Genomic DNA, 21,415 nt, shown 5'->3' with positions numbered 1-21,415 from the left:
GCTCTAGTTTCATCTTCAATAAGAGAATAAATCATATTGGATTCTAATGGAAATAAAGTTCCTAGAGCAGTTCTTTAGTAAAAATCCACGGTGATCAAATTATTAAATCTTTCCATTTCTCAATTAGCTATCATTATTTCTGAGAATGAAAAATCTTCCTTTTTAAAAGATCATGCATGGATTAGATGCAAAGAGACTTTTACTAGTATCCCTAAGATTACGCCAACAAAAACATTTCAAAATTTTTGCTTTAGTTGTTCTCATTGTATTTAATTTCCGTTTTGATCTTCCGATACATTCCGGTGAAGCTTTACTAGCAGCACCTGAAAATCTAAATAAACAATCTTTCGTATCAAAAGCGTTAAATATTAGTGGAGATGCAGTTGTCACAATTGAAACAGAAAGAAAAGTTTTATCTTCAATTGAAGGAATATTCCCTCCAGGGATTTTGAATGATCGCTATTTTGAACATTTCTTTGGTCCGCGAGGCCTCCAAGTTCCACGATCTAGAATTGAGAAAGGTCAAGGGAGTGGGGTTATTTTCTCTGAGGATGGTCTTGTCTTAACCAATGCTCACGTAATAGAAAAAACAGACCAACTAATAGTTGGTTTATCAGATGGACGAAGAGTGCTTGGAAGTGTTGTTGGACAAGATTCTTTAACAGATCTTGCAGTTATTAAACTTAAAGCAAAGGGTCCTTGGCCCACTGCTCCGTTGGGTGATTCCGATAATCTAAAAGTCGGTGATTGGGCAATTGCAGTTGGAAATCCTTTTGGACTTGAAAATACCGTTACCCTTGGAATCATTAGCAACCTTAATAGAGATGTTGCGCAGTTAGGCATCTCAGACAAAAGAATAGATTTAATTCAAACTGATGCAGCAATTAATCCAGGTAATTCTGGAGGTCCATTATTGAATTCTGTTGGGGAGGTAATTGGTATTAATACTCTTGTGCGCTCCGGACCTGGAGCAGGATTAGGTTTTGCAATACCGATAAATAGAGCTAGCAAAATAGCCAAAGATTTAATTACTACTGGCAGAGCCAAACATCCAATGATCGGCGTAACACTTTCCAGCAATATTAAACAAAAAAGTAATTTCCTGTCCCAAAAAGAAAGTGGAGCAATCATTACATATTTGATGCCTAATGGTCCAGCTGAGAGAGGGGAGTTAAAAGTCAATGATCTAATAATTTCAATCAATAATGAAAAAATATCAACTCCAGCAGATGTAGTACAAAAAATCAATCAGAATAATTTAAAATCAACTTTAAAAATTACAATTATAAGAAACAAAAAAAAATTTATAAAAAATATCAGGCCAATTGATATTTATGATCTTTAATTATAAGTTAAAAATGATTTTTATAGAAAATCATTTTTTATTAAGTTTTTTCTTCTTTCGAGATTTTTCACGACTAGATAATCTTTTTCTTTCTCGTTCCGCCAATTTTAATTCTTTTTCTTTTTCTTCTTCTTCTTCTATTTTTTTTTGCTTATAATATTTGTAATCCCCATGATATTTAATTAATTGACCATCTCTTATTTCGACAATTTTATTTGCAACCTTTGAAATAAAATATCGATCATGAGAAACTATTAATGCAGTACCATTGTAATTAGATAATGCCCTCTCAAGCATTTGTTTGGAAGGGATATCTAAATGATTTGTGGGTTCATCAAGTATAAGCAAATTTGAAGGCTTAATAATCATTAAAGCCAAAGCAAGTCTTGCTTTTTCCCCTCCACTTATTTGATTGACCTCCTTAAAGACTGAATCATTATTTAAGCCAAAACTCCCTAGCAAGGTCCTTACCTCTGTTTGAGTCCAGTTTGGTACAGCTTGAGAAATCGTATCTATTACTGTTTTTTCTAATTCCAATGCTTCTGCCTGATTTTGCTCAAAATAACTAGGGATAATATTATATTTACCTATTAAAATTGATCCTTCTTGAGGTTCTTCTAAACCCATAATTAGTCTAAGCAAAGTCGATTTACCAGAACCATTTGCTCCCAAGAAAGCTATTCTTTCACCTGGCTCAACTTCTAGGCAAGCTTCTAAAAATAAGATATTTTCTTCATAACTATGTGTTAAATCCTTAATACTTAATATATCCTTACCAGAGCGAGGTGCATCCATAAATCGAAAGATAGGTCCTTTTATATGGTTCTCGGGAGCTTCTATTTTTTCAATTTTATTTAATAATTTTTCTCTACTTTTGGCTTGTGTACTTCTGGTAGCACTGGCTCGAAATCTCTCTATATATGCTTTTTGAACTTGTATATCTTTCTGCTGTTTTTCGTATGCAACCTTATTTGCTTCCAATTCAAAATCTCTCTGTTGAAGATATGATGTATAATTACCTAAATAACTTTTAGACTGACCTCGCTCTGTATTAACAATTCTTGTACAAATTTTGTCTAAAAAAGATCTATCATGACTAACAATTACCATTGCAACTTTTTGATTTAGTAAGTAATTTTCTAGCCATTCAATAGTTTCTAAATCTAAATGATTAGTTGGTTCGTCTAATAACAATAAATCTGGACTTTGCAAGAGAATCTTTCCTAAAGCTATTCTCATCTGCCAGCCACCTGAAAAGTCCCCAACTAATCTATCTGCATCGTTTTGATTGAAACCAATAGTAGGTAAAAGCTTTTCAACTTTAGATTCCAAATCATAGCCATTTATTGATTCAAATTTGCTTTGAATAACACTTAATTCTTTGATTAATGAATCCAGATAATCTAAATCTTTGGAAGCTAAATCAGATTCCATTTTTTCTTGAATTCTTTTTTGAATGTGGAGTAAATCAGATGCTTCTTGAAATGCCTCAAATAACTCTTCTCTAACAGTTCTTGAGAAATCAACTTCAAATTCCTGTTTTAAATATGCAATCGATGGATCACCTTCACTAATCAAAGATCCATCTGTTGCTTCTTCTAATCCAGCAATAATTTTTAACTGTGTCGATTTCCCTGCTCCATTAACTCCAACTAAACCAATTCTCTCTCCATTTCTTATTTCCCAGCTGACATCTTTCAACACTTCTCCAGTGGGATAAATCTTACTAATCTTTTCAAGTCGCAACACTACAACAAAACCTCAAGTGAATTACCTTTAATCATTTAGCTTTAACAGATGCCAACTAATTTAAATTACATTGCGTAAGTAAGGACATGTTAAGACTCGAACAAATTACTGCTTTGTTTCTCGCCGCAGCTCTCGCAATCCCTAGTTATTGGTTTTTTTGGACTATGGCAGGTGGAGGTGGCTATGATCGAAGAGGAATTAAAGAAAATGCTCAAAAGGAATTAGAAGTCCCGTCTTCATCTAGAAATCAATCACAACCCACCCCTCGCTTTTATTAGCCATTGTTTAGTATCTAAATCCTCAATAGTAGACAAATATTCCTTAACTTCTTCAGAAGTCACTGGCAAATTCATCTCTTTACCAAATTCACATATAGACTGCATAGCACCCTTTGGGTTTTGAAGCGCTTGACGAAAAAGATCTTGTTTTTTATTGGGATCTGCACTTATAAGCTTATAAAGCTTTGCAGCATTGCCGCTCATGAGAAAATCATTAACTAATCAAAGAATATTCAACTATGCAGCTTTTGTCTCGAAACCAGTAGATTCATGGCGCTTATCCAAATCAGTTTCTAAATCACTTTCCCTTAAACCTAAAGCAGAGGCGTCTTTCATGCTTCTAGCATCCATGCATAGCACTTTACGGAGTTGAGCAAAGTTTGCAGCATGAGAAGATCTTCCTTCTTTACTAGCCCCGTATTCGGCTCTTTGCAAAACATGATGCAAATGAGTCAATAAATAGGAACTCACAACAGCAGAAATTAAAACATCTCCACTCTTACCGTTACTACGACTCTTCCTTCTTTGTCGTTTAACTGGTCCTTCATTAACAAGAACATTTGAAGAAAGAGGCTTAGATGTTTGTGGGAGAGATGGCTTAGACATGAGATACTCCTTGTTAATCAAAATCAAGTAAAAGTTGCTTAGGCAAAGCAGGCCAGAATAGTAAGTATCATACACAAGGATACTACCCTTACGTATAAGTGTACACTATTTACTATCTGGTAGTTCTTTGTACGCATGGCTACTCGTCAAAACTCATCTAACGGGAAGCAAAAATCGCCTCGCATACAAGTTGTTCTGCCGGAAGATTTATGTGAAAAATTGTCAGAATTGGCCGAACAAGAATCTAGAACTGTGAGTAATATGGCCAAAGTTTTAATTCAAGAAGGTGTTAAGCAACATGAATTGATAAAAAATTCAGCTTCTGAAGAATTAGAAAAAAGGAAAACTAAGACTGAAAATTTTATAAATACATTAGAAAAACAAAAAACGCAAAGATTAAAAGGTATTCCAAAAAGATTAAGGTTTAAAAGAAATTAATGATTTATTCAACTAAATATTAAGGATCAACTCTTACACCATAAAGCATAGACTTATTTGCTCCTGTGATGTATTTAGGATTAACTTTATTTCCTAAGAAATGCCACCAAGATAAAGTTGCAAATGCCAGGGCCTCTCTATATTGAGATGGTATGCCAATTTCATTTATTTGACGGACATGAACACCGCAGCATTGTTTCTGTATTTGTCTCATTAAAAATAAATTCTTAGTTCCACCTCCTGCAACTAAAAGCTCAACTAAGCGTATTTTTTTAATCCTAAAAAGATTATCTAAATCTTGAGAAATGATTGAGGCAGTAAATGTAACTAGTGTTGATAATAAATCTTCTTTTGATAAATTACCCAATTGCTGTTTTCTTTTTTGCAGATCTTGAGAACCAAATTGCTCTCTACCCGTAGATCGAGGAGGTTCTAGATGAAAAAAAGGTTCCTTCAACCATTGTTCGATGATGTCTAATTTAGGTATTCCAAGAGATGCTAAAGATCCATTCTGATCAAACCTTAAAGATGAATTCGTATCTTCTTGAATCGCTAAATCAATTAGAGAATTAGCAGGTCCACAATCCCAGCCTAAACAGACAGAATTTCTGTCAATTCCAGTTTTAGGTGGAATAATAGTGAGATTAGCAATTCCACCGAGATTTAAAATTCCTCTCCATCCATAAATTCTTCCAACTAACGTTTCATCCACTAACGCTACCAAAGGAGCTCCATGACCACCTGAGGCAATATCCTTGGATCTGAAATCATAAATAACAGTTTGATTTAAAATATTTGCAAGTAAAGGTCCTAAAAGAATTTGAAGGCTACCTCCTCTTTTAGAATTTTTTACACTTCTATGAAATAAAGTTTGGCCATGACATCCAACAACCTCTGCAGTTGAATCAGGGTCACAAGTCTTTGCAGCTAAAGCGTTTGATTCAGTAATTTCCTCAGCCAACTCAAGCCAATCTTTGCTGCTAATTTCTAATCCTTGACCAACTTTTATAATTCTATCTCTAGTTGAGATTGGATATTCATAGGAAGATGTATTCAAGATTTTCCATTTTGGCTTTAGAGGATTACCTTTGAATTCAACTAAAACTGCATCTATGCCATCAGCACTTGTACCACTCATCAAACCCAATACCCGCATAAATTAAGTTTGCGGCAGCTTTTGAAGATCTTCCATTGAACCCATTACTACAAGAACATGATCTTTTTCTAGAATATATTTAGCGGGAGGGTTGACTGTTAGTAATTGAGCAGGACCGGCGGCTAAAACATTAACAAAATAATTTTTTCTAAGATTCAGATCTCGCAAAGAACGACCTACGAAAACCTCAGGTACTTTAATCTCATCAATACCTGTTTTATCATCAAGTTCTAATCTTTCAATCAAATTAGGTCTTACCAATTCCAAACCCAATCTTTCTCCTTGCATTCTTGAAGGGAATACAACTCGATCAGCACCAACTCTTTTCAGCATTTTTTCATGCAAATCACTTGTTGCCCGAGCAATAACCTGCTTTACTAAACTTCCATCTGTATCTTTCGCAATAAGCGTTGTAGTAATACTTGCCTCAATTGGCTCACTAATACCTACTACTACAGTCCCCATTTCAAGAACACCTGCTTCTTTCATAGATTCTTCGTCTGTTGAGTCAACCACCCTGGCTTCAATTGTGGGTTCTAGTTGACGTAATTCTTCTATTGCCTTCTCTGATGAATCAACGGCCAAAACGTCAGCACCATTTCTCAATAACTCTCTACAAACTGCACTCCCAAAACGACCAATTCCAACAACTGCGAAACCTAACTTCTGGTTTGCTTTTATTGGAGACCATTGCCACCAATCACTCATGATTTGTCCTCCTTAAACATAGAGATCTTCCTTCGGGTAGCCAATTCGATTGCGATGTTGAAGCTTGCTTTTATAGAGAGCTTGCCATAAGGCACTCAAAAACAAAAGGATACCAAGTCTGCCAACAAACATCCCAATAATGAGAATTAATTGACCTATGTGTCCAAGCTTAGATGTCACACCAAGATCAAAACCCACAGTTGCAAAAGCAGAAATACAAGTAAAAAGCATTTCTAAAAATGAAAAATTCTCTCCACTATTTAAACCATTACTCAAACTTAATAACAGAGCCATAATTAATACAAACAAAAATGAACCAACAGTAATGCCAACAGCTTTAAGAATAACTTTATCCGATATCTGCCGATTACGAATAATAATTTCACTTTGACCACGCAAGGTTGCTCTTGTAGCAGCCATTAATGCAGCAATAGTTGTCGTCTTAATTCCGCCTCCTGTACCACCTGGACTTGCGCCAATAAACATAAGAAACATAATCAATAAAAGGCCAGAATCAGAGACACTATCAATTGATATAGGCAAATTAGTAAAGCCTGCCGTTCGCGAACTAACAGAAGTAAATAAAGCAGTTAAAATACGATCATGATAATTAATTAATGAAAAGAAGCTACCCCTCGCTAACGATTCAGTAAAAATCAATCCAAAGAATCCCAAAGAAATTAATATGAAAGATGATCTAATTACTAAACGTGTATGAAGACTTAAATTTCTTAATTTTAAAGATCTACGATTTATCCAAATATCATTTGTTACTCTCCATCCAAAACCACCTAATATGATTAAAACAATTAAAACAGAATTTACGACCCAATTGCTTCTATAATCTTGTAAACTATTATCCCATAAACTGAACCCAGCATTATTATAAGCAGAAATACTATGAAAAATTGATACCCAAATCCTTTCACTTATGTTGTTTATATTATTAAAACCAAAAAAATATAAAGTAATAGCACCAAGAAAAATAAGAATAGATGCTGTAATTGCAATCCCTTTAAAAGTTCTACCCACACCACCCACGCCAAATTCATCAAGGGTTTTTCCTCTATCAAGACGTGTTTTTAATTCTGTTCCACTAACAATAAAACCCTGCAAAAATGTTGTAATAGCCATTAAACCTAGGCCTCCAATTAATAACATAATTGCTAAAATTACTTGCCCAAAAAATGTCAAATCTATTCCTACATTAATAATAGATAATCCCGTAACTGTGACAGCAGATGTTGCCGTAAATAATGCCTCCCACAAACCTACATTTGCATGAGAACATAAAGGTGTAGCTAATAATAAAGTTCCAAAAATAATTACTATTAAACCAGTTACAACTGTAAACTGTGGAACCGAAAGCCTTCGGTAAGTGTCTTTCCTAATACTCACTTTATTTGAAAATAGAAGAAAATAAATCCATAAAAGATTAGACAATAGAAATCAAATGTATAACCAGGATTTCTTCCTAAATTAATAATCATATCGAATATATTTAAGTAATACTATACTTTAACAAAATCAACCCAGGAATAAGAAACGTCATCAAGAGCGTCAAACCAGCTCCGTATCTAGTGACATCTAAAAACTGATAACGCCCAGGGCCAAATACCATAAGATTTGTCTGGTAACCCATAGGAGTAAGAAAAGATTGACTAGCGCCAAAAAGAACTGTTATCAATAACGCCAATGGAGGTAAATTCAGACTTGGCGCCAATTGAACAGCTATTGGCGCCAAAAGAGCAACTGAAGCAGCATTACTAACAAATTGAGTAAATATTGTAGTAGAGAGAAAAATTACTAGCAAAGCTGAGTAAGTAGATAAGTCTTGCAAAATAAAAATTAAAATATTCGCAAACGCATCTGCAAGGCCTGTGTTTTGCATTGCGACACTAAAACTAGAAAGAGATCCAAGCAAAAGAATGACATCAAGTCGAATTGATCTTTGAACCTCTGCGGGCCTTAAACATCCACCCCAAACCATTCCAATTACAGCCAATAGAACTGAAGCAACAAGAGGCAAGTCAGTAAGTGATGGAAGAATCAACATAGCAATGGCAATACCAATCGCTATGGGTTTTCTTGTAACAGTTGGTAGATCATTATCAAATTGATCTAAAACGAGTAAGTCATTACTATCTTGCAATCCTCTAATTGAATCTCTGGGTGCTTGTAGAAGTAAGACATCTCCCTCTCTTAAAATTGCTTGTCCCAATCTTTCTTGAACAGTTTGCTGCCCTCGTCTTAAAGCTAAAACAGTTGCATTATGCCTTTGCCTAAATCGTAGTTCCCGCAAACTCGCACCAGCCAAGGTTGAACCAGCTGGTAAAAGAACCTCTACAGTTTGTTGACCTTCATCAGAATTGGTTAGAGAAAAATTCTTTTCAGTATTTAAATTTTTAGTTAATTGAACAGTATGTTCTTGTTTTAAACGCAAAAGATCCGAGCGTGTAATTCTTATCAACAAGCGATCTCCAAATTGAATTATCCGATCAGCTAGAGGTGGTAAAAGTCTTTCATTCTCTCGCTGTATTTCTAAAACATCGACATCAAATCTTCTTTGTAAACGACTATTTCTCAAGGAATGTCCAACCAATTCAGAACCAGAAGGAATTGTGACTTCCGTAAAATATCCAGTTTGATCCGAACTGCCTCCATATTCTGAACTAACTCTTCCTCTATCAGGTAGTAAAGATTGAGGAGCTAACAACATATACGCTGTCCCAAGTAACCATATGGGTATTCCTATTGCAGTAAAAGTAAAAAGATCAAAAGGACCATAGCCAAGTTGATCGCTAATATCACTTACCAATAAATTTACTGAACTCCCCAACAGAGTTAAAGTGCCACCTAAAACCGTCGCAAAAGATAGTGGCAGCAAAACACGGGAGGGAGATAATTTTCGCTTTAGACACCAAGCCTCAATTACGGGTAAAAGCGATGCAACTACTGGTGTATTAGGAACAACACCTGAGACAGGAGCAACAACTAATCCAAGTAAAGCTATTAACCTTCGCGGAGTTCGAATATTTTCTGAAGCAATTAACTCTCTTAAACGATCAAGAGCCCCACTTTTAAAAAGTGCAGCAGAAACAGCAAATAAGCCCATCAATGTAATTAAAGCAGGGCTTCCAAAACCAGCCAATGCTTTTTGAGGAGAAAGAACTCCAGTTGCCATTAATAATGCAACACTCAAAAGTCCAGTCAGCTCAGGAGCCAGAGCACTACTTACGAATAAAAAAACTGCAGCAATCAATACCGCCAAAGTTATGACAGCCTTGGGATTCTCAAAAACAGTTAATATCTCATTCATATTATTTAATTAATAACCTGTTCAACTGAATCTGTCCAAGTATTAATTGCAAGCCTACTGCGTAAAGGAGCTAAGGAGATTGGGAAAATAAACGATTAATTATTTTTTTACTAAATATCCATGAACCAGAGGATTTAAATGATAGTAGAAACCCTGGCATTCTCATTAAATATACAAAACGCCTAATTTCAAAGGCAAGGGGTCCTGCCAAGGTGATTCCATATCCAGTAATAGATGCATTGCCAATGCCAAGACTCAACATTTCTCCAAGATCTTCGAATTTGAATGGTTGAAGTTCATTTCCCTTCCTGAGAGAAATAATATTTTGAGCAACTAAAAAGCCCTGCTGCATAGCAACTTGAGCGGAGGAGGGAAAAGGGTTTTTTTCATAAAATGTGATATCTCCAACGAAGAAAATATTTTTATAATCATCCATTTGCATAAATTTATTTACTTTAATCTTCTGATTTTGATTCAAAAAATGATCCACTAATTTTGATTTATGAGATTTTAATCCTGCAGTCCAAAATAAATTAGAGTAATCGATTTTAATGAGCTTATTTGTTTCATTGTCAGTACTACAAAGTTCTAAAAAAGTTTCATTAACAGATTTCACATAGTAACCTAGATAAACTCTAATATTTCTTTTACCTATTGCATCTATTGCTTTCTCTCTATTAAATGATTTAGAATTTGGTAGAATTGTGTCTCCTTTATCAATTAAATATATTTCAACCCGGTCTTTTATTAAATCAGAAATTTTACATGCAAGTTCAACACCAGTCGGACCAGCTCCAGCAATCAATATTGGATTAGTAAACTCAGAAGAATTATTGATTGAAGTTATTAACTTTTTAATAATTCGAAAGTCATTTAAATTAGAAAAGCCACAAGAATAGTCTTGCAAATTTTCTATCAAGGAATAATCTGTTGTAACTCCTGTGCTAATAACAAGTTGAGAATAAGTTATTTCAATCTCAGTTGCAGTAATTAATTTTTGTTCTACTTCGTCAATCTCAACTACACATCCTTGTAAAAAAATGAATCCTAATTCTGATGCTAAATCAGAATAATGAGGTGCCACCTCCCATAATTGCAGCTCACCGCTTAACAACTCGTAGAGCAATGGCTTAAATAGAAATCTATTGCCTTCATCAATCAAAATAACTGAAGTTCCATCTGACTTGGCCAACAAAGCTTGAACGGTAGCCAGTCCTCCAAAGCCACCACCGACAACAACTATTGGGTCAGATTTTAAATTGTTCAAGTCCATAGGGACTAGAGATAAGATGATTTAAAAAGACCCTAAACAAACTTTGACCAATTCGGCATTGAATTCTCAAATATGCAGAAAGAATCCCAAGACAATTCCACAAGTGATTTGAGAGAATCAACTAAATTTGCTCAACCTTGTCTTGTGAAATCAATTGATGAAACAAATAAATATCTCGAAAAACTTGACGCTCAAGATCAACTTCAATGGGCCCATAAGAAATTTGATGAGAAATTTGTTTTAACAACCAGTTTTGGAATCCAATCTGCTGTTTTACTTCATATGACACTGGCTTTAAAATCTAGAAAAAAACCAAAGGTAATATGGGTAGATACTGGTTATTTGCCTCAAGAAACTTATAACTATGCTGAAGAACTTACAAAACTATTCCAGTTAGATTTAATAGTTGCGCAAAGCCCTATTTCTCCAGCAAGGATGGAAGCATTGTATGGCAAACTGTGGGAAACAGGCGAACTAAGAGATCTAAACAAATACCACCAAATACGAAAAATTGAACCTTTAGAAAATGTCTTATCAGAACTCGACGCTCTTTGTTGGGCTAGCGGTGTACGTAAAGGTCAAACCAAAAATAGAGAATCCATGTCTCATCTTGATTACATAAGAGACCGTTTAACTATACGACCTCTTTTAAAATGGAATAAAAAAGATATTTTCTATTACATGGAAAATAATAAATTACCTCAACACCCTTTATTTGAAAAAGGCTATTCTACTGTTGGCGATTGGCATTCAAGCACAGCAGAAAATAATAATTCCCAAGGAAGATCAACAAGATTTGGAGGAGTAAGTGAAGAGTGTGGGATTCATGTTGATGACAATAATTTTTTGGGAGAAGGAATTTAGCTGGTGTTTAAAGAAAAAAATTACTTAATGATTGGAAACACAAGATGGCATTGGGCCACCAAAATCCAAGAATATCGAAAATATTTTCACACCACTCCAAATCCAATCGAATTTAAAGATATAAATTATTCTGAATTATATTGGGCTTCAGTAGGTCCAATTCCTAAGAATCTTGCATTATGCCCTTCAAAAAAAATAAATTTAGATGATGTTCCGCTCATCAATCTTCCCTCTAATTTAGGGATTGATAGAGCTCTAGCTTCATGGAGTGCTTATAAAAAGCAATCATCTTTCAAAAATAAAGAACAAGATTTAATTGTTATCGATGCAGGTACAATCATGAGCGTCACAAAAATATCAAAAAAAGGAGTATTCTCTGGTGGGCAATTAATTTCCGGATTAAGACTTCAATTATCTTCTATGGCAAATGGTTCATTAAATTTAGATAATCCAAGCATCGAGACAATCCCAATAGAGACATTTCAACATGAAACTAAAAATGCAATGATTAGAGGTGCAATAAATTGCTTATTAGGAATAATCTTGCAAATTTTCGAAGAGACAAAATTACCAATATGGATCTGTGGAGGTGATGCGCCAGTTCTATTAAATGAACTTAAAAATACAAATATTGATATAAATCATTGTCCTAATCTCGTTCTAGAAGGAATGATTGACATAGAGCAAAAAATCAATTCAATTTAAGATCATTTACAATCTGATTAGCCATATTTGCTGATTTTACTTTTAAATATTTTAATTCTATTTTTCCGTTTTTATCTATAACGAAAGTATGTCTCATCATTCCATAATACTCTCTACCCATAAATTTCTTTAATCCATAACTCTCATATAATGCCGCAACAGGACAAGGCTCACTATCAGTTAAAAGCATAAAAGGTAACTTATGTTTATCAATGAATTTTATATGCGATTTCGAGGCATCCTTACTAATACCTAAAACTTGAATATTGTTTGATTTGAAAAGCTCCCAATTATCTCTAAAGCCGCAAGCTTCCTTTGTGCAGCCAGGAGTATCATCTTTTGGATAAAAATAAATAACGACTCTACATCCTTTGAATGATGAGAGACTGGTATAAACACTATCTTGATTAGGGAGAGTGAAATCTGGTGCAGGATCGCCTATACAGAGAGTCATGATTGCAACTCAAATAAACAATCAAAGCGTACTAGGTCTTTGGCTTTTTGTGATGCCATCAACTTTTTTACCAATAAGCAGCGAAGAAAAACAATGGGTTCAAAAGTTAACACCAAGAAGAGGATTGACTTACCACTTTTCCAGAGGCTGCCTCAGACATGTAATGTCCAACATGACGGGCTTAGAGCCTCTTGATATACCTCTCAAAGCTTATCCGGGTGAACCTCCCTCTCTAGCTGAAGGATTTGGTCATATAAGCATGAGTCACTGTTCTGATGCTTTGTTAATAGGATGGTCCTCAACAAAAATTGGAGTTGATATAGAAAAAAAGGATAGAGAGTTTCAAGCTATTAAATTGTCAAAACGTTTTTTCAGTCAATGTGAGAATTGCGAAATTGACAATTTAACGCCAAGTCAAGCTAAAGAATTAGTACTAAAAAGATGGGTAGTAAAAGAAGCCGCTATCAAATGGCAGAATGGAAAGATAGCTAATAATCTAAATCAATGGATTTGGAACAATAAATCATCCTTTGCATATCATAAAAAACTCGGGCACAAAGTAAAAGTTTACATAAACAATCATGATCAATGGACTTATGCAATAGCTTTAGATGGAGACTCAACAACACGTAAACCAATGCTTTGTCTTAATTAATTCTTATTTTTAGAAAGTAACTTAGTGTGTATAAGTTTTTGTTTTATAGTCCGACCATTCAAGCTTTTAAATAATTTTTTCAATCGATTTAATTTTTCTTCATCACAATTTTTTAGAATAATTTCTCTATATTCACTGCCTTCATTAAGCCACCTTTTAATTATAGAGCTATCAACTTTTTGATATACAATCTCTGTCCATTCTTCACAAGAAATACTCCAGCCTAAATTTTTTAATTTATGAATAAATTTATTTTTATGCCCTTGGTTATTCAACCATTTCTCTTCTTTACAAATTAAATCATCTAATAATGAAAAATCAGTTTTTTTATTTTTATTATAAAATCCCAAGCTTTCCTTTAAAGACAGGGCAGGACCAGAACACGGGTTACTGATAATCAAACTTAATTCTGTATTAGCCGTACATTTTTCAGTAAGAATCGGCCACAATTCAGAAAAATTTGTTTCAGAAAAAACTTGCCAAGGGATCCTTCCTCCAATCACCTCAAACTTGAGATTCTCTTCTAATTTTTTAATTGATTCAACTTTTGCATCAATTAAAATAGGCCTCTCCATCGGAGACAAAACCTCTAATTCAGCTAATAGCCAAGGATGATTATCTTCTGATACAGCCAAAACAACGCCACCTTCAGAGACCTCTCTCAAAGGCTTTAGGGACCAAAGCAAAGAACTTGGTGTTAAGACTAAAACTCTATGATTTTTTTTCCAAGTAATCCCAGACCATAATTTAGTCATCAAGTTTTTTAATCGTTCTCCCTCTTGCCCAACTTGGCGATGTAACCATTTCTCCAAATCATTATCTACTTTTCCAGATGTGATAGTTAAAGGATTTTGTTTCTCAACTTCAACTACTAAAGCTAACTGTTCAGATCTTCTCTCATTCAAAAGAGATCGTCTTTGTCCTTCCCATCCATGTTCAGTTGGCTCCCAAAAAATCTCGTTTCGCAAACTATCTGGTAAATATTGCTGTGGAACCCAATTTTTAGAAAATGAATGGGGATACCTGTAACCCATTCCATCTCCAAAGGCTTCTTGATCTCGATTTGCATCTTTAAGATGAGATGGAATATTTTGGTTTTGAGAATCTTGGACTTTCTGAACTGCCTTAAAAATAGCCTTTACGCTATTGCTTTTCTCAGTGGAAGCCAAGTACAAGGTTGCTTGAGCTAAAGGGTAAATACCCTCTGGCAAGCCTATTCGATCAAAAGCCGCAGCGCATGATTCAACTATGACAATTGCATTGGGATCAGCAAGACCAATATCTTCTCCTGCCGCGATGAGCATACGTCTAAAAATGAATCGTGGATTTTCTCCAGCTTCCAACATTCGAGCTAGCCAAAACAATGCAGCATCAGGATCTGAACCTCTTAGTGACTTGATAAAAGCGCTGATCGTGTCAAAATGAGCATCTCCTTTTTTGTCATATAAAACCGCTCGTTCTTGAATTGAATCCTCAGCAATCTTGAGATCAATACTGATTGAACCATCTTGATTTGGGATGGTGCTCTCTACCGCAAGTTCAAGCGCATTAAGTAGAACACGTGCATCACCATTACACACGTCAACCAAATGATCCCCAGCTTCACTAGCTAAATTGATTAATTTCAACCCATAACCCCTTTCCTTATCGCTCAAAGCTCGTTGCAGTAATTGATGTAATGCTTTTGAATTCAGACTATTTAAACGAAATAATCTAGACCTGCTTACCAAAGCTTTATTTACCTCAAAATATGGATTTTCAGTAGTTGCCCCAATCAGGGTCAACGTTCCATTTTCAACCCAAGGTAATAACCCATCTTGTTGAGCAGTATTAAATCTATGAACCTCATCAATAAATAAAATCGTGCGTTTACCATATTTATTTAATCTATCTATTGCAGACTCAATCTCAGATCTCAACTCCTTGATGCCTGCCAAGGCAGCATTTACAACACTAAAGTGAGATAGGGTATTTGAAGCGATAATCCTAGCCAAAGTAGTCTTACCAACTCCAGGCGGTCCATAAAGCAATAAATTGCCTACTTTATCAGCAACTATTGAACGCCTCAATAAACGTCCTTGTGCAAGAATGTGATCTTGGCCAACAAATTCATCAAGTGTTTGAGGCCGTAAGCGATCAGCTAAAGGAGCATTATTCTGTATTAGCTGTTCACCATTAAAAGCAAACAGATCTTTCGCCAAAACGAATAAACAAAGATTTTTTTACTCTAGAAGCAAAAAAAAACTTATACAGTTCTTTTGATGATTTCCAATTGGAAAGATTTTTATCTAGGTAATAACTGTTGGAGTGGACATGCCTGTTCGTTTTGAAATCTCAGCTAGAGAGTCAATACTTTTAATTAAAGGATCCAAGGCTAATTGTGGATCTTGATTGATATCACCATCACTTGGAACAAAACTTTCAAAGTAAACTCTTAATGTAGCTCCTTGAGTGCCAGTACCCGAAAGTCTAACTAAAACTCGACTACCATCTTCTAATAAAATTCTCAATCCCTGATTAAGCGTAATTGAACCATCAACGGGGTCTGTATAGCTAAAATCATCGGCACTTTTAACTTTCATTCCAGCAAAAGTTTGATCTTTCAAAGTTGGAAGAATATTACTCAATCTGGAATAAAGAGAATTTGCTACTTCAGATGGAATGGATTCATAGTCATGACGAGAATAATAATGACGACCAAAAAATAGCCAATGATTTCTCATTATCTCAGAAACAGACTTTTTCTTAGATGCAAGTATCTGCAACCAAAATAGAACAGCCCACAACCCATCTTTCTCTCTTACGTGATCACTTCCAGTCCCAAAGCTCTCCTCTCCACACAGCGTAATTTGATGAGCGTCCAAAAGATTCCCAAAGAATTTCCATCCAGTAGGGGTCTCAAAGCAATTGATCCCTAGATGTTTTGCTACAACATCGACCGCTGAACTTGTCGGCATGGAACGAGCCACACCAGATAAACCTTTGGCATACCCTGGTACACAATCGTAATTCGCAGCTAAAATTGCAAGGCTATCACTAGGGTTTACAAAGCAACCACGTCCTAAAATCATATTTCTATCTCCATCGCCATCGCATGCTGCTCCAAAAGAAAATAAATTCCCTTTTAAAAGCAAGTCAGCAAGATCTTTGGCATAAGTCAAATTTGGATCAGGATGAAGACCTCCAAAATCTTCCAAAGGGATTCCATTCCTTACTGTTTCAAATTTAGCTCCCAAATAATCAACAAAAAGACGCTTTGCGTATGGTCCTGTAACAGCATTTAATGCATCAAAAACAATTGGAAAATCTTTGTTGATATAGTCACTAATTAAATCAAAATCAAATATTTTTTTCATTAAATTTAGGTAATCTTCTATGCCATCAACGACCTCAACAATCATTGAGGCCAATTTATATTGGCCAAGAGAATAAGAATTATTTGATTGACATTTTATAATCTTATATTCTTTAAGATTCCTAGAGTAATTATAAATCTCATTAGTTAAAGATTCGGAGGCAGGTCCCCCATTTGAGCCATTTAGCTTGACCCCAAAATCACCTTTAAGTCCACCTGGATTATGACTGGCAGATAAAATAATTCCACCTATTGCTTTATTAATTCGAATCAAATTTGAAGCCGCAGGGGTCGACAAAATTCCATCTACAGTTGTTATGACTTTTTGTATTCCATGTGCAGCTGCCATCCGAATAATGATATCAATCGCTCTTTTGTTGCCATATCTACCATCACCTCCCAAAACCAAAACACCTCCTTGCACCCCAGGAAGGGATCTAAAAATTGATTCAATAAAACTCTCAAGATAATGAGGCTCTTCAAACTTTCTAGAGCTTTTTCTTAGTCCAGAAGTACCAGGTTTCTGATCAGTAAAAGGTTCGTTTAACTTAACTGTGAGTTGGCTAAATTCTGAAGAAAACACTTTGGTAAAAGATTAGTGAAAGATCTTAAAAAATAATGGAGAATCAAAAGACAACAGTTTAATTCAGTGAGGCATTTCTGAAGTACGAAGCATAGCGACAAACCAAAGTGTACTTAAAATCAAAGCACTTAAGACACCAGTAGCTAATCCAAGATGTTCAATAGTAGTAGGAATTAATAAAGGAAAAGCTATAGCACCTACTAAAGGAGTAAACGCGACAATTAAGCGAAGCATCTATTAATTGAGAGTAGATTTAAAACCATTCTGATTCAGCTTTTGAATTTGGATTAGTATTATCTACTGGAGTAACTCTTTCAAATTTCATTGTTATGTTCCTTGAATCTACACCATCTTTATCGACCGCTTTAATTGAATAGTTTTGAACACCATCTCTAAATGGAACTTGCAATCTAAAGGTTCCATCATTGGCTAAAGGGACCTCTTGATCCTCAATAAATAATTGAGCTGAGGGGTCAGTAGCTCCATACACAATTAATTCAGCATCAGCAACTAGCCAAAAAGATCGTGCTTGAGGAACACCTCCAATACCAGATTCATTCAAGCCACTTGCCCAAAGTCCACTGCCTGATTCATTATTCAAATTTTGATTAATTGGTATGCCCTCTTGAAATTCTTCTGAACCAACTCTCCTAGTTCTGAATTTTGTTGTAGCAGATTGATATAAACGCTCATGAAGACCACTATCTGGTTGCTCGGTATAAACAGTATCCTTCATAGACTCAGAAGATGAAGTGACTGGAGCATCCAAGCTAAAAGGAACAAATTGATCAAGAATTTGATCGCTTGGGTGTAGTGAAGGTACTTTGGCTGAAGATGAAAAAGCAAGTGACATCCATTTATGACCAATTCGATAACCCAGTTCAACCTTGTAGTCTCTACCACCTAAGGGAATGGGTAGGTACCACTCAGTACTGTGACTATCAACAACAACTTCTTGAAGAGTTCCAAGGTTAGCTTCTCCATCACTTTTATGAGTAACATCAGCTAGACGCAGACAAAGTCTATTTGCGCCTTCATTTTGCGCATTAGATCGATCCGAATCTGATATTTCCCAAAATACATATGCCCACTCGGGATCACGAGGTAGAAAAACTACTTTAGTCTCTGAAGAACTTGAATATCCTGCTTCTTTATATGATTCATTTTTATTATTCATTAACTGTTTTTCTGCTTCCTTCTGTTCTTCATACATGAGAACACCTTTAACCAAATCAGCCTTTGATTTTCTACTGTAAAGAGGAATACCTAATTCACTCGCTTTAAGACGAAGCTGACGAAGTGTTAAACGTGACAGGGATTCTTGATCAATAGTCACGCCCATAAACCTCCATTTTTTGTTTGGGATCAGTGGGATAAGTATGTGATGAAATGTGCTCTTCTCGTTGAAGTGGTCAGCATCTACTGACTCCAAGAAGAAGTCAAAAAGTGGTATGTACAGATAAAAACCTTTGCAATAGCTAGAAACCGGTAGTTCATGTCCGCCTAAAATTTTTCCAATAAACAAAATTAATTCAACCTCAATAAAAAATATCAATCCATATTTTCAAAATTTCTTCGACTGTTTTTCTTTGGGATCATCATCGTCATTCAAATATTTTTCCATGCATGAACCAGAAAAATTTCAAGCCTGATAAGCTTCAATTAAATTGCTCAAGGTCAAATCTAATGGAGCAACTTTTAAATCATTTGACAATCTTTCCAATTGGATTGCTGCTCCAGAAAATTGCTCAAACATTACTTGCACAAACTCGTCATCTTGGAGCATTAAGGGATTCTTCAAACACCAATCCAGCCACTCCTCCTTCGCCGGGATCAGGCCTCCTTGATTTTTCTTACTCATTGATTTAAAGCACTGCAAGCAATGTGCAAGCATCCTGAGATGATGCTTTTCTCTGACTGAAAGATTTGTCAATTCAATCAAATTTATGTCTTCTTTACTTAAGGGACTATTTTTAGAATCATCTGCAAAAGTAGAGTCCTTCATCTGTTAGTGGGAGTATCTCTTACCGGTAAAGTTTAAAAGAATATTTATCTTTTAATAGATTTCATCTGAGTTTCTTTCAATTATAAAAAGAATAAAGATATTCATTCAATATTGAAATAAGAAAATTATTTTTATATCAGAACATATGTATTTAACAGGATTTATATAGCTATTTGAATACATCAAAAAACCTAAATGATTTAAAAAAGAATAAAATTTTTTCCTAGCTCAATTAGAACTTGAAACGATTGCAAACATTTTGGTTTAAAATCATATGAGATTAAAACTTCTTTCGTAACACTGAGTTTTCCCCCTTGATTTGACTTAGAATGAGATTTGAGATCTAACAATCAAAACACTCTGATCCTATGATGAGCTGCAAATGTCATAATTGAATACTATTGTGGATTTACAAAGCCAAACTTTTCATAAATAAAACTACTACTCTTACTACTACTACTTGATCCAATCAAAATAAAATGCCCCAAACTAATACCGTCGAAGAAATTGTTTCCCAACCTTACAAATATGGTTTCATAACTGAAATAGAAACTGAAAAGATCCCAAAAGGATTGAATCCAGATGTTATTAGGTTAATCTCTGAAAAAAAGAATGAGCCAGATTTTTTATTGAAATTTCGTCTAAGAGCTTATGAACAATGGTTGAAGATGAAAGAGCCTGCTTGGTCTGGTTTAACTTATTCTAAAGTAAATTATCAAGATCTAGTTTATTATGCAGCTCCCAAAAAAGATATTAAGAAAAAAAGTTTAGATGAAGTTGACCCGAAGTTACTTGAAACTTTTGAAAAGCTTGGAATACCACTAAGTGAACAAAAAAGATTATCTAATGTTGCCGTAGATGCTGTTTTTGACAGTGTTTCTATAGCAACCACATATAAAGAAAAGCTCGCTGAGCATGGAGTAATTTTCTGCTCTATAAGTGAAGCAATTAGTGAATATCCAGATTTAATTGAAAAATATATGGGAACAGTTGTTCCTATAAATGATAATTTTTTTGCAGCCTTAAATTCTGCAGTTTTCAGTGATGGTTCTTTTGTATATATACCTAAAGGTGTCGAATGTCCAATGGAATTATCATCTTATTTTCGAATAAATTCTGGAGACACTGGGCAATTTGAACGAACTTTAATCATCGCAGAAGAATCCTCCTCCGTTAGTTACTTAGAAGGCTGTACAGCGCCCATGTTTGATACAAATACCCTACATGCTGCTGTCGTTGAGCTTGTTGCGCTCGATGATGCTTCCATTAAATATTCAACAGTACAAAATTGGTACGCAGGAAATGAAAAGGGTGTTGGAGGAATATTTAACTTCGTCACTAAAAGAGGTGAATGCAGAGGGAAAAGAAGCAAAATAAGCTGGTCCCAAGTCGAGACAGGGTCGGCTGTGACTTGGAAATACCCAAGTTGCGTACTTCAAGGAGACAATTCAATAGGTGAGTTTTATTCAATTGCGCTTACTAATAATTTTCAGGAAGCTGATACTGGGACAAAAATGATTCACATAGGAAAAAATACAAAATCAAAAATTGTAAGCAAAGGAATTAGTGCTGGAAAATCTAAGAACAGTTATAGAGGTCTTGTCTCAATAAGCCCCAATGCTGAGGGATCGAGGAACTATAGTCAATGTGACTCCATGTTGATCGGTGACAAAGCCAGCGCAAATACATATCCATATATTCAATCCAAGCAACCTCAATCAAATATTGAACATGAAGCTAGTACTTGTAGGATTTCAGAAGATCAACTTTTTTACTTACAAAGTAGAGGAATAGATTTTGAAGAATCTGTTTCCATGCTAATTAGTGGGTTTTGTAGTGATGTTTTCAATGAATTACCTATGGAGTTTGCATCTGAAGCAGATAAACTTCTTGCATTAAAATTGGAGGGTTCGGTTGGATAA

At 35.0% G+C, this 21,415-nt stretch carries 21 protein-coding genes; 7 read left to right on the top strand and 14 right to left on the bottom strand.

Annotated features, from left to right (window positions below; genetic code table 11):
- Positions 1 to 172: 172 nt before the first annotated feature.
- Entirely contained in the window at positions 173 to 1,345 is a 1,173-nt protein-coding gene (locus AC6EIZ_RS08755; protein WP_498510528.1) for a trypsin-like peptidase domain-containing protein, read from the top strand.
- A gap of 30 nt (positions 1,346 to 1,375) precedes the next feature.
- Here the strand turns inward: AC6EIZ_RS08755 and AC6EIZ_RS08750 are convergent, their stop codons facing one another.
- The gene (locus tag AC6EIZ_RS08750; protein ID WP_498510526.1) at positions 1,376 to 3,094 is read right to left on the bottom strand and encodes an ABC-F family ATP-binding cassette domain-containing protein; all 1,719 of its coding nucleotides are present in this window, start codon (positions 3,092 to 3,094) and stop codon (positions 1,376 to 1,378) included.
- Positions 3,095 to 3,180: 86 nt separating this feature from the next.
- Here AC6EIZ_RS08750 and AC6EIZ_RS08745 point away from each other — a divergent pair, with 86 nt between their 5' ends.
- A complete protein-coding gene (locus AC6EIZ_RS08745; protein WP_498510524.1) occupies positions 3,181 to 3,372 on the top strand; it encodes a hypothetical protein in 192 nt (63 codons plus the stop codon).
- Here AC6EIZ_RS08745 and AC6EIZ_RS08740 read toward each other — a convergent pair.
- On the bottom strand, positions 3,346 to 3,576 hold the full coding sequence (locus AC6EIZ_RS08740) for a DUF8665 family protein (RefSeq protein WP_498510523.1): 231 nt from the start codon (positions 3,574 to 3,576) through the stop codon (positions 3,346 to 3,348). The genes AC6EIZ_RS08745 and AC6EIZ_RS08740 overlap by 27 nt on opposite strands.
- 33 nt (positions 3,577 to 3,609) lie before the next feature.
- Positions 3,610 to 3,978, bottom strand: a complete 369-nt coding sequence (locus tag AC6EIZ_RS08735) for a DUF8682 family protein (protein WP_498510521.1) — start codon at positions 3,976 to 3,978, stop codon at positions 3,610 to 3,612.
- Between the two features lie 135 nt (positions 3,979 to 4,113).
- Between AC6EIZ_RS08735 and AC6EIZ_RS08730 the strand changes: the two genes are divergently transcribed.
- Positions 4,114 to 4,416, top strand: a complete 303-nt coding sequence (locus tag AC6EIZ_RS08730; protein WP_498510520.1) for a ribbon-helix-helix domain-containing protein — start codon at positions 4,114 to 4,116, stop codon at positions 4,414 to 4,416.
- Between the two features lie 19 nt (positions 4,417 to 4,435).
- Here AC6EIZ_RS08730 and AC6EIZ_RS08725 read toward each other — a convergent pair whose 3' ends face one another.
- From AC6EIZ_RS08725 to AC6EIZ_RS08705, 5 genes are all read right to left on the bottom strand, one after another.
- The gene (locus tag AC6EIZ_RS08725; RefSeq protein WP_498510518.1) at positions 4,436 to 5,572 is read right to left on the bottom strand and encodes an anhydro-N-acetylmuramic acid kinase; all 1,137 of its coding nucleotides are present in this window, start codon (positions 5,570 to 5,572) and stop codon (positions 4,436 to 4,438) included.
- Positions 5,573 to 5,575: 3 nt separating this feature from the next.
- A complete protein-coding gene (locus AC6EIZ_RS08720; protein WP_498510516.1) occupies positions 5,576 to 6,280 on the bottom strand; it encodes a potassium channel family protein in 705 nt (234 codons plus the stop codon).
- Between the two features lie 12 nt (positions 6,281 to 6,292).
- Positions 6,293 to 7,678: a TrkH family potassium uptake protein gene (locus tag AC6EIZ_RS08715; RefSeq protein WP_498510514.1), complete on the bottom strand. Its 1,386-nt coding sequence runs from the start codon at positions 7,676 to 7,678 to the stop codon at positions 6,293 to 6,295.
- A gap of 103 nt (positions 7,679 to 7,781) precedes the next feature.
- Positions 7,782 to 9,599, bottom strand: coding sequence for an SLC13 family permease (locus tag AC6EIZ_RS08710; RefSeq protein ID WP_498510512.1), 1,818 nt, complete (start codon positions 9,597 to 9,599; stop codon positions 7,782 to 7,784).
- Between the two features lie 70 nt (positions 9,600 to 9,669).
- Positions 9,670 to 10,872, bottom strand: a complete 1,203-nt coding sequence (locus AC6EIZ_RS08705; RefSeq protein ID WP_498510511.1) for an NAD(P)/FAD-dependent oxidoreductase — start codon at positions 10,870 to 10,872, stop codon at positions 9,670 to 9,672.
- A 72-nt stretch (positions 10,873 to 10,944) separates the two neighbouring features.
- Here AC6EIZ_RS08705 and AC6EIZ_RS08700 point away from each other — a divergent pair, with 72 nt between their 5' ends.
- Positions 10,945 to 11,736 (top strand): phosphoadenylyl-sulfate reductase, encoded by a 792-nt coding sequence (locus AC6EIZ_RS08700; RefSeq protein ID WP_498510509.1) that lies wholly within the window; start codon positions 10,945 to 10,947, stop codon positions 11,734 to 11,736.
- 3 nt (positions 11,737 to 11,739) lie between these two features.
- Entirely contained in the window at positions 11,740 to 12,441 is a 702-nt protein-coding gene (locus AC6EIZ_RS08695; RefSeq protein WP_498510507.1) for a type III pantothenate kinase, read from the top strand.
- Here the strand turns inward: AC6EIZ_RS08695 and bcp are convergent.
- Positions 12,428 to 12,895: a thioredoxin-dependent thiol peroxidase gene (bcp, locus tag AC6EIZ_RS08690; protein WP_498510505.1), complete on the bottom strand. Its 468-nt coding sequence runs from the start codon at positions 12,893 to 12,895 to the stop codon at positions 12,428 to 12,430. The genes AC6EIZ_RS08695 and bcp overlap by 14 nt on opposite strands.
- On the opposite strand from bcp, the gene AC6EIZ_RS08685 reads away from it, so the two are divergent.
- Positions 12,894 to 13,550 (top strand): 4'-phosphopantetheinyl transferase family protein, encoded by a 657-nt coding sequence (locus AC6EIZ_RS08685; protein ID WP_498510503.1) that lies wholly within the window; start codon positions 12,894 to 12,896, stop codon positions 13,548 to 13,550. The two genes, bcp and AC6EIZ_RS08685, sit on opposite strands and share 2 nt — an antisense overlap.
- Here the strand turns inward: AC6EIZ_RS08685 and AC6EIZ_RS08680 are convergent.
- The 5 genes from AC6EIZ_RS08680 to AC6EIZ_RS08660 all read right to left on the bottom strand — a co-directional run bounded on the left by AC6EIZ_RS08680 (position 13,547) and on the right by AC6EIZ_RS08660 (position 19,493).
- Positions 13,547 to 15,751 carry an AAA family ATPase gene (locus tag AC6EIZ_RS08680; RefSeq protein ID WP_498510501.1) on the bottom strand — a complete coding sequence of 735 codons (2,205 nt, stop codon included), beginning with the start codon at positions 15,749 to 15,751 and terminating at the stop codon, positions 13,547 to 13,549. The genes AC6EIZ_RS08685 and AC6EIZ_RS08680 overlap by 4 nt on opposite strands.
- Positions 15,752 to 15,838: 87 nt before the next feature.
- Entirely contained in the window at positions 15,839 to 17,488 is a 1,650-nt protein-coding gene (locus tag AC6EIZ_RS08675) for an alpha-D-glucose phosphate-specific phosphoglucomutase (RefSeq protein ID WP_498510499.1), read from the bottom strand.
- Positions 17,489 to 17,551: 63 nt separating this feature from the next.
- Positions 17,552 to 17,722: a DUF8677 family protein gene (locus tag AC6EIZ_RS08670; RefSeq protein WP_498510497.1), complete on the bottom strand. Its 171-nt coding sequence runs from the start codon at positions 17,720 to 17,722 to the stop codon at positions 17,552 to 17,554.
- A 19-nt stretch (positions 17,723 to 17,741) separates the two neighbouring features.
- Positions 17,742 to 18,824 (bottom strand): DUF4912 domain-containing protein, encoded by a 1,083-nt coding sequence (locus AC6EIZ_RS08665; RefSeq protein WP_498513243.1) that lies wholly within the window; start codon positions 18,822 to 18,824, stop codon positions 17,742 to 17,744.
- Between the two features lie 306 nt (positions 18,825 to 19,130).
- Entirely contained in the window at positions 19,131 to 19,493 is a 363-nt protein-coding gene (locus AC6EIZ_RS08660; RefSeq protein WP_498510495.1) for an NDH complex assembly factor CRR9, read from the bottom strand.
- Between the two features lie 479 nt (positions 19,494 to 19,972).
- On the opposite strand from AC6EIZ_RS08660, the gene sufB reads away from it, so the two are divergent.
- On the top strand, positions 19,973 to 21,415 hold the full coding sequence (gene sufB, locus AC6EIZ_RS08655) for a Fe-S cluster assembly protein SufB (protein WP_498510493.1): 1,443 nt from the start codon (positions 19,973 to 19,975) through the stop codon (positions 21,413 to 21,415).

Source organism: Prochlorococcus sp. G4PB16, assembly GCF_059772465.1.
This window is presented reverse-complemented; position numbering and strand designations above follow the sequence as displayed.